General features: G+C 62.4%; 5 protein-coding genes and 1 pseudogene. 2 read left to right on the top strand and 4 right to left on the bottom strand.

Features of this window, described 5'->3' with window-relative positions:
- Positions 1-71: 71 nt before the first annotated feature.
- On the bottom strand, positions 72-761 hold the full coding sequence (locus tag LJX93_RS00660; RefSeq protein ID WP_033703537.1) for a GntR family transcriptional regulator: 690 nt from the start codon (positions 759-761) through the stop codon (positions 72-74).
- A gap of 205 nt (positions 762-966) precedes the next feature.
- Here LJX93_RS00660 and lapG point away from each other — a divergent pair, with 205 nt between their 5' ends.
- Both lapG and lapD read left to right on the top strand, forming a co-directional pair.
- Positions 967-1728 carry a cysteine protease LapG gene (lapG, locus tag LJX93_RS00665; protein ID WP_156311542.1) on the top strand — a complete coding sequence of 254 codons (762 nt, stop codon included), beginning with the start codon at positions 967-969 and terminating at the stop codon, positions 1726-1728.
- Between the two features lie 10 nt (positions 1729-1738).
- Positions 1739-3685 carry a cyclic di-GMP receptor LapD gene (gene lapD / locus LJX93_RS00670; RefSeq protein WP_186661680.1) on the top strand — a complete coding sequence of 649 codons (1947 nt, stop codon included), beginning with the start codon at positions 1739-1741 and terminating at the stop codon, positions 3683-3685.
- A 129-nt stretch (positions 3686-3814) separates the two neighbouring features.
- Here lapD and LJX93_RS00675 read toward each other — a convergent pair whose 3' ends face one another.
- The 3 genes and pseudogenes from LJX93_RS00675 to LJX93_RS00685 all read right to left on the bottom strand — a co-directional run.
- Positions 3815-5173 carry an HlyD family type I secretion periplasmic adaptor subunit gene (locus LJX93_RS00675; RefSeq protein ID WP_156311540.1) on the bottom strand — a complete coding sequence of 453 codons (1359 nt, stop codon included), beginning with the start codon at positions 5171-5173 and terminating at the stop codon, positions 3815-3817.
- 7 nt (positions 5174-5180) lie between these two features.
- Positions 5181-7337 carry a type I secretion system permease/ATPase gene (locus tag LJX93_RS00680; protein ID WP_033703532.1) on the bottom strand — a complete coding sequence of 719 codons (2157 nt, stop codon included), beginning with the start codon at positions 7335-7337 and terminating at the stop codon, positions 5181-5183.
- A 44-nt stretch (positions 7338-7381) separates the two neighbouring features.
- Positions 7382-7647 (bottom strand): annotated as a pseudogene (locus LJX93_RS00685) (hypothetical protein); the annotation flags it as partial.
- Positions 7648-7681: the final 34 nt, after the last annotated feature.

Genomic DNA, 7681 nt, shown 5'->3' on the forward strand with positions numbered 1-7681 from the left:
TGGACATGAATGATAATTAGTCTCATTGTTTGCGGTGCCGGGCTAATTTGCAACCGTCTCATGCCGGCCTGTTATCGTGCCAACTGCGAATCCAGGTAAGCCCTGATCACATGCGCGCCGGAGTTCAAGTGCTTCTCCAGCACGGCGATGGCTTCATCCACCAGTTTGTCGCTGGCCGCATCCACCAGCGCGTTGTGATCGTCCTGGGTGAGTTTCCCCAACCCCATGGAGGAAAGATGAAAGCGCAGAAAACGCTCTTCTTCGTTCAGTTCGTTCTCGATCAGGCGCAACAGCTTCTTGTTTGACGCCTTGCTGTACAGCGTCATGTGGAACAGGCGGTTGAGGCGGCCGAGTTCGGCGTGGCGGGTCTCATGCTCGAGTTGCAGGATGTAGCCGCGGGCACGGGCGATGTCGTCGGCATCAAGCAGCGGAATGGATTGGCGCAGCGCCTCGCTTTCGAGCAGAACACGCAGGGCATAGGTGTCTACCGCGTCCTCGCCGATCAACGGCGCAACCACAGCGCCCTTGTGCATCTCCACGTTCAGCAGCGATTGCGCTTCAAGTTGGCGCAAGGCCTCGCGCACAGGCATGCGGCTGACCCCGAACAAGGTCGCCAGCTCTTGCTGACGCACAGCGGTGCCTGGCGGTAGTCGCCCATCAAGAATGGCGCTGCGCAGGCGCTCTTCGATAACAGCACGTGCCAGGTGTGGGGGTAGCTGTTCGCTAGCCAGCACGTTGCTCAGTTTAATTTTCTCGGCCACGCGGAGTCTGCCTCGACCATAACGAAAGTTGGATCCAATGACACTAGTAACAGGCAAGGGGGCTTGTCAAACCGTCAGCCGCATTGGAGCGGGTGACCCAAGGCCGCGGCTATGGTGTATGAAGTCGCTTGGCAAAGGAAGCGGCACATACAACGAGATAGCCATAAAGTTAGTATGGCCCATCCCCAGGTTGCGTGATTGCAGGATGCCATTGTCTTTTGCACAGCGAGGCCGCACCATCGCTGCTTTCGACTGGTCTGAACAGGTCTTCGCAGTGGCGATATCCTGGATGTTCAAAACCGCTGTGCGACGTGTCGGCCTTGCCGCGCTGCTGGGTAGCTTGCTACTGGGCGGTTTGCACGCGGATTGGGATTTTTCCCAGATCAGTCGCAAGTCGCAGGCCCTGTATGGCCCGCTTGGCGCAGGCCAGGGGCGTATCGACGCCTGGCAGAACCTGATGGCCACGCAGAAGCAGGCCACCGAGCTGGAGCGGCTGCAGGTGGTCAACCGCTTCTTCAACCAGCAACTGCGCTACGTCGAAGATATCGATCTGTGGCATGAGGTCGATTATTGGGCCACGCCGGTCCAGGCACTGATCAAGGGGGCAGGTGATTGCGAGGACTACGCTATTGCCAAGTATTTCAGCCTACGGCGCATGGGCATCCCCAGCGAAAAGCTGCGTATCACCTACGTCAAGGCGTTGCGGCAAAACCGAGCGCACATGGTGCTGACCTACTATTCAAACCCACAGGCTCAACCGTTGGTGCTCGACAGCCTGATGGATGCCATCAAGCCGGCGAGCCAGCGTCCCGACCTGCTGCCGGTGTATGCCTTCAATGGTGAGGGGCTGTGGCTGACAGGCGCCGCCGGCAACAAGAAGGTAGGCGATACCAAGCGGCTGTCACGCTGGCAGGATTTGCTGAAGAAAATGCAGGCCGAAGGGTTCCCGGCCGAGCCGGTTTACTGAAGGAGCACAGATGTCACTGTTCAAACAATTGCTGTTGGCCATTTGCCTGTTCCTGGTGGTCGCCTTCAGCGGCAGCTTCATGGTCAGCCTGGAGAGCTCGCGCAGCCAGTACGTCAACCAGCTGCGTTCGCACGCCCAGGACGCAGCCACTGCCCTGGCGCTGTCGCTGACACCCAACATCGACGACCCGGCGATGGTCGAACTGATGGTCAGCTCGATCTTCGACAGTGGCTACTATGCGAGCATCAAGGTCGTCGACCTGGGTTCCAATGCCGTGTTGGTGGAGCGCCATGCCGAGCCTGACCGAGGGGGTGTGCCGGCCTGGTTCGTCCACCTCATTGGCCTTGAAGCGGCCGGTGGTGATGCCATTGTCAGCCGCGGATGGCAGCAGGCCGCCCGGGTGGAGGTGATCAGCCACCCGATGTTCGCCATCGCCAAGCTCTGGCAGAGCGCCTTGGGCAGCCTGGGCTGGTTGCTGCTGTGTGGTGCAGCCAGTGCGGTGCTCGGCGCGTTGTTGCTGCGCCGCCAGTTGCGGCCACTGGACTACATGGTCGAGCAATCCCATGCCATCGCCCGGCGCGAATTCCTCAGCCTGCCAGACCTGCCGCGCACACCCGAGCTGCGCCGTGTGGTGCAGGCGATGAACCAGATGGTCGAGAAGCTCAAGGCGCTGTTCACCGAGCAGGCCGAGCGCAGTGAGCGGTTGCGCGCCGAGTCCTACCAGGACAGCCTCACCGGGCTGTCCAACCGCCGCTATTTCGAGATGCAGCTCAACACCCGCGTCAGCAACATGGAGGAAGCCCGGGCTGGTTACTTGCTGTTGCTGCGGGTGCAGGGGCTGGCAGGCCTCAACGCGCGCCTGGGCGGGCAGCGTACCGACCAGCTGTTGCAGGCGGTGGGCGAGCAACTGCGCCGTACCTGTGCCAGCTACCCAGAAACCAAAGACCTGATTTCGCGCAGCCGTGGGGGCGAGTTCGCCGTGCTGGCGCCGGGTATGGTGCACGAGGAGGCCGTACAGCTTGCCCAGGCGCTGGAGGCCACCCTGCAGAGCCTGCACGAGACTGGCGCCAGTGATGTCAGCCCGGTCGCGTGCATCGGCCTTGCGCCCTTCAGCCCCGGCGATGCGCCACAGGCATTGCTGAAACTTGCCGACGAAGCCCTGGCCCTTGCCGAAAACCAGCCGGCACCCGGCTGGGTCTGTCTCGAACAGGGTGCAGCTGCGGTAGCGGGCGATAGCCATCATGCCTGGCATGAGCGGCTCGACCAGGCATTTGCCAATGGGCATTTCGAGCTGTTTTTCCAGCCGGTGGTGGACTGCGAAACAGCGCAACGGGTATTGCACCACAAAGTCATCTCGCGCTTGCACGATGAGCAAGGCGAGGCACTGCCCGCCGGGCGCTTCCTGCCCTGGCTGGAGCGCTTCGGCTGGATGCCGCGCCTGGATGTGCTGGTGCTGGAAAAGGTGCTCGCCCACCTGCGCAGCCATGATCAGATGCTGGCGCTGAACCTGTCCGCAGCAACCTTGGCCGACCCCAAGGCGCTGCAACGCGTCTACGAGCTGCTAAGCCAGCATGCGGCGCTGGGCCCGCGGTTGACGTTCGAGATCGGCGAAGAGCAACTGCCCGACCAGTCTGCCCTCGAGCAACTGACCCGACGCCTGCACGCGCTTGGCTTCGGGCTGGCGCTGCAGCGCTTCGGCGGCCGTTTCAGCATGATCGGCAACTTGGCACACCTGGGCCTGGCATACCTGAAAATTGATGGCAGCTATATCCGTAACATTGACCATGAGCAGCACAAGCGCCTGTTCATCGAAGCGATCCAACGCGCCGCACACAGTATCGACCTGCCGTTGATTGCCGAGCGGGTCGAGACGGAAGGCGAGCGGTTGGTGCTGCGGGAGATGGGCGTGGGTGGTATTCAGGGGCAGCTGGTGGGTGAACCTGCACCCTGGCGCTGATACTTCCCCGTGAAGGAGCGGCCCCGGCGATTTTTGCTGCGCCACAGAACCTGGGGCCGCTCCGCGACCCTTTCCGACCGGTCCGGCGCCTCGGCAAGGCCGCTCCTACACACACAGCCGGGCGTGGTGTTAACGCTCGCGCAGGGCTTCCGAGCGGGCCTTCATGATCGGCTTGAGCAGGTAGCTCATGATGGTCTTCTTGCCGGTCATGATATCCACCGTCGCCACCATCCCGGGAATGATCAGTAATGGCTTCTCGTCAGTGCCCAGGTGGCTGCGATCGGTGCGCAGCTTGATCAGGTAGTACGTGGTCTTTTTGTCTTCATCGGTGATGGTGTCGGCACCGATCTGCTCCAGCTTGGCCTTCAGGCCACCGTAAATGGTGTAGTCATAGGCGGTGAACTTGACCGTCGCTTCCTGCCCTGGATGCAGGAAGGCGATGTCCTTGGGCAGGATCTTCGCTTCGATGACCAGGGTGTCGTCCAGCGGCACGACCTCGACGATGTCGCTACCCGGCTGGATCACTCCACCGATGGTGTTGACCAGCAGCTGTTTGACGATACCGCGCACAGGTGAGGTGACCATGGTGCGGTGAACCCGGTCGTCCAGCGCCTTGCTGGTGGCCGTGGCCTTGCTGAGCTCGGTGCGTGCCTCATTGAGCTGGGTCAGCGCTTCGCTGCGGAATTTGCCACGGGTTTCTTCGATCTTGCTCTGTACTTCCCGAATGGCCGCCTCGGCACGCGGGATGGCCAGCGCGGTGGAATCCATCTGGCCACGGTTTTCCACTTCGGCACGGCGCAGGCGCAGCACTTCGACCTGGGAGATTGCGCCCTGGGCTACCAAGGGCTCGGACATCGCAATCTCCTGGCGCAGCAGTTGCAGGCTGTTGGCGTACTGCGCGCGCTTGGAGGTGTATTCGCGCAGCTCCTGCTGACGCTGTACCAGCTGCTGCTGCAGGCCACCGATCTCGTCCTGCAGTTGCTGGCGCCGGCTCTGGTAAAGCGATTGCTCGTTGGCTGCCTGGTTGGGCGCGGCCTTGCTCAGGGCCTCATCGATTTGCAGCGGACGGTCTTCGACCTCGGCACTCAGGCGTTCGACGCGCAGCGCCATGGCCAAGCGGTCGGCCTCGGTTTCGCCGACGTTGGAGGCGAAGCGGGTTTCGTCCAGGCGCAGCAGGGGTTGGCCGATTTCGACGATCTGCCCTTCCTTGGCGTAGATTTCGGCGACGATGCCGCCCTCGAGGTTCTGGATCTTCTGCACCTTGGAGGACGGAATGGCCTTGCCTTCGCCGCGCGTGACTTCATCGATCGGCGCCACACTGGCCCAGACGATCAGGAATACGAAAAACGCGATCACACCCCAGATGGTCAGGCGCACCACCCGCGGTGCATCCTCGATCAGCGCCTTGTTGACCTCGGGCAGCGGCTGCCCGCCGAGCGAATCGGAGCCCTTGAAGTAGCGCCGCAGGCCATCCTTGAACTGCCCCATATCGAGCTTATGCAACACTGATCTGCCCCTTCTTCAGCGCATCCATGACCGCGGCTTTCGGGCCGTCGGCGACAATCTGCCCGCGATCGATGACGATCAGCCGGTCCACCAGCGACAGCAACGAGGCGCGGTGGGTCACCAGCAGCACCGTCTTGTTCTCGATCACCGCCTGCAGGCGTTGCTTGAGGCGCTCTTCACCGGTGTTGTCCATGGCGCTGGTCGGCTCGTCGAGCAGCAGGATCTGCGGGTTGAGCAGCAATGCACGCCCCAGGGCAACGTTCTGCCGCTGGCCGCCGGAGAGGTTCTGGCCACGCTCGCCCACTTGCAGCTCATAACCGTCGGGGTGCAGCCGGGCAAACTCATGAACACCTGCAAGTTCTGCGGCCTGCAGGATCATTTCGTCTTCGATGTAACGTGCGCCGCTGACCAGGTTGTCGCGCAGGGTGCCGGCCATCAGCTGGATGTCCTGCGGCACATAGCCGATGTTGTGGCGCAGTTCGCTGACGTCGATCTGGCGGATATCCACGCCATCGACCAGCAGTGACCCGCCGTCGGCTTCATAGAGGCCCACGACCAGCTTGGCCAGGGAGCTCTTGCCCGAGCCGCTGCGGCCAATGATGCCGACCTTTTCGCCGGGGCGGATGGTCAGGTTGATGTTCTTCAGGGCCAGGTTCTGCTGGTTCGGGTAGGTGAACTCGACCCCGCGGAACTCGATGCTGCCCTGCAGTACCCGGCGGCTCAGCGGCCGCTCCTCGAAGTTGCGCTCCTGCGGCAAGTCCATCATGTGGTCGGTGGCGACCATGGTTACCTTGGCCTGCTGGTAGCGGGCCAGCAAGCCGTTGAGCTGGCCCAGCGGGCCGAGGGCGCGGCCGCTGAGCATGTAACAGGCGACCAGGCCGCCCATGCTCAGGTTGCCGTCGATGATCAGGTAGACACCCACGCAGATCATCGCCACGCCTGCCAGCTGCTGGATCAGCATGGTGATGTTCATCGCCAGGCTCGACAGCACCTTCACGCGCAGCTCCAACCGGCTGAGGGTGCCGAGGGTCTGCTCCCACATGTACTGGCGCTCGCTTTCGGCGTTGTTGACCTTGACGGCGTCCAGGCCAGCCAGGGTCTCGATCAGGCTGGACTGGCGCTCCGAGGCCAGGGCCATGGTCCGCTCCATGGTCGCCATCAGCGGCCGCTGCAAGGCATAACCGATGCCCAGGGCCAGCGGGAAGGCGATGATCGGGATCCACACCAGGTGCCCGCCAATGATGGCGATGACGATCAGGATCAGGAGGGTGAACGGCAGGTCGATCAGGCTGGTCAGGGTCAAGGAGGCGAGGAAGTCGCGCAAGCCCTGGAACTCATGGATGTTCTGGGCAAAGCTGCCGACCCGCGCCGGGCGGTACTTCATCGACATGCCGACGATACGCTCGAACAAGGTCGCCGAAATGATCAAGTCGGTCTTTTTGCCGGCAAGGTCCAGGCAGAGGCCGCGCAAGCCCTTGAGGATAAGGTCGAAGACGTAGGCGCCGGCGATGCCGACGGCCAGCACCCAGAGGGTCGAGGTTGCCTGGTTGGGCACCACCCGGTCATACACGTTCATGACGAACAGCGGCGCGGCCAGGGCGATCAGGTTGATTACCAGGCTGGCGGCGATGGCATCGATGTACAGCCATTTGCTGCGCAGCAGGGTGTCGCGGAACCAGGATTTCGCGCGCGGGATGAGGTTGCCGTGGTTGACGTCGAACTTGTGCTGCGGCTGGGCGAAGAACACGCGCCCGCTGTAGTCACTGAGCAGCGCTTCGCGGCTGACATGCACCTCGCCACCATCGCTCTCGCTAAGCAGCAGGCGCGCGGTGTCTTCGTTTTCCCAGCCCAGCAGCACGGCGCTGCGGCCTTCCTTGAGCAACAGCATGGCCGGCATGGCGATACTGGGGATCTGCTCCAGCTTGCGCTGCAGCAGCCGCCCCTGCAGCCCTGCCCGGGCCGCGGCACGGGGCAGCAGCTCGGGGCTCAGGCGCTGGGCAGGCAGCGGCAGGCCGGTGGTCAGCATGACCCGGCTGGCGGGTTTCTGATGCAGAACACACAGGCTCAGCAAGCTATCCAGCAAGGGATCGTCATGCTGACTGCGTGGATCGTGGCTGAGTTGGACTCGACTGACTTCGGATTCCACGCGGCGCTCTCTTCATCCTTGCGGTGGGTGGGGCAGGGTGTGCCTCAGTTCAGGCCTGACAGGCTCACCCTCGGTTTCAGATCGTTCTGCACAACAGTGGCCATCGGGGCTACGACACCCTGATTCTTGAGCAGTGGCCAATGGTCGCCTTGATTCGATACTGAGTAAACAATTGTATGTTCTTCACCGCTACCAGACGACGCTGGCTTAGTGAAGGTTACAGCTTGGACTCCAGGTCAGCCTTGTCGCTGACGCCAGTGTAAAGGTTGAAGTTCATTCGCAGCATAGCCTGCCATTCGTTGTTATAGCCTGCGGGCTATCAAGGGTGGTCTGCATGGCTTCGG

Origin of the sequence: Pseudomonas sp. HN2-3 (genome assembly GCF_020691745.1) — a bacterium.
In the GTDB taxonomy this organism is placed as follows: Bacteria; Pseudomonadota; Gammaproteobacteria; order Pseudomonadales; family Pseudomonadaceae; genus Aquipseudomonas; species Aquipseudomonas capeferrum.

Excerpts from the sequence above, each read along its gene's own strand:
- lapG (WP_156311542.1), top strand. The coding sequence starts at position 967 with ATGCCATTGTCTTTTGCACAGCGAGGCCGCACCATCGCTGCTTTCGAC.
- lapD (WP_186661680.1), top strand. The coding sequence starts at position 1,739 with ATGTCACTGTTCAAACAATTGCTGTTGGCCATTTGCCTGTTCCTGGTG.
- LJX93_RS00675 (WP_156311540.1), bottom strand. The coding sequence starts at position 5,173 with ATGGGGCAGTTCAAGGATGGCCTGCGGCGCTACTTCAAGGGCTCCGAT.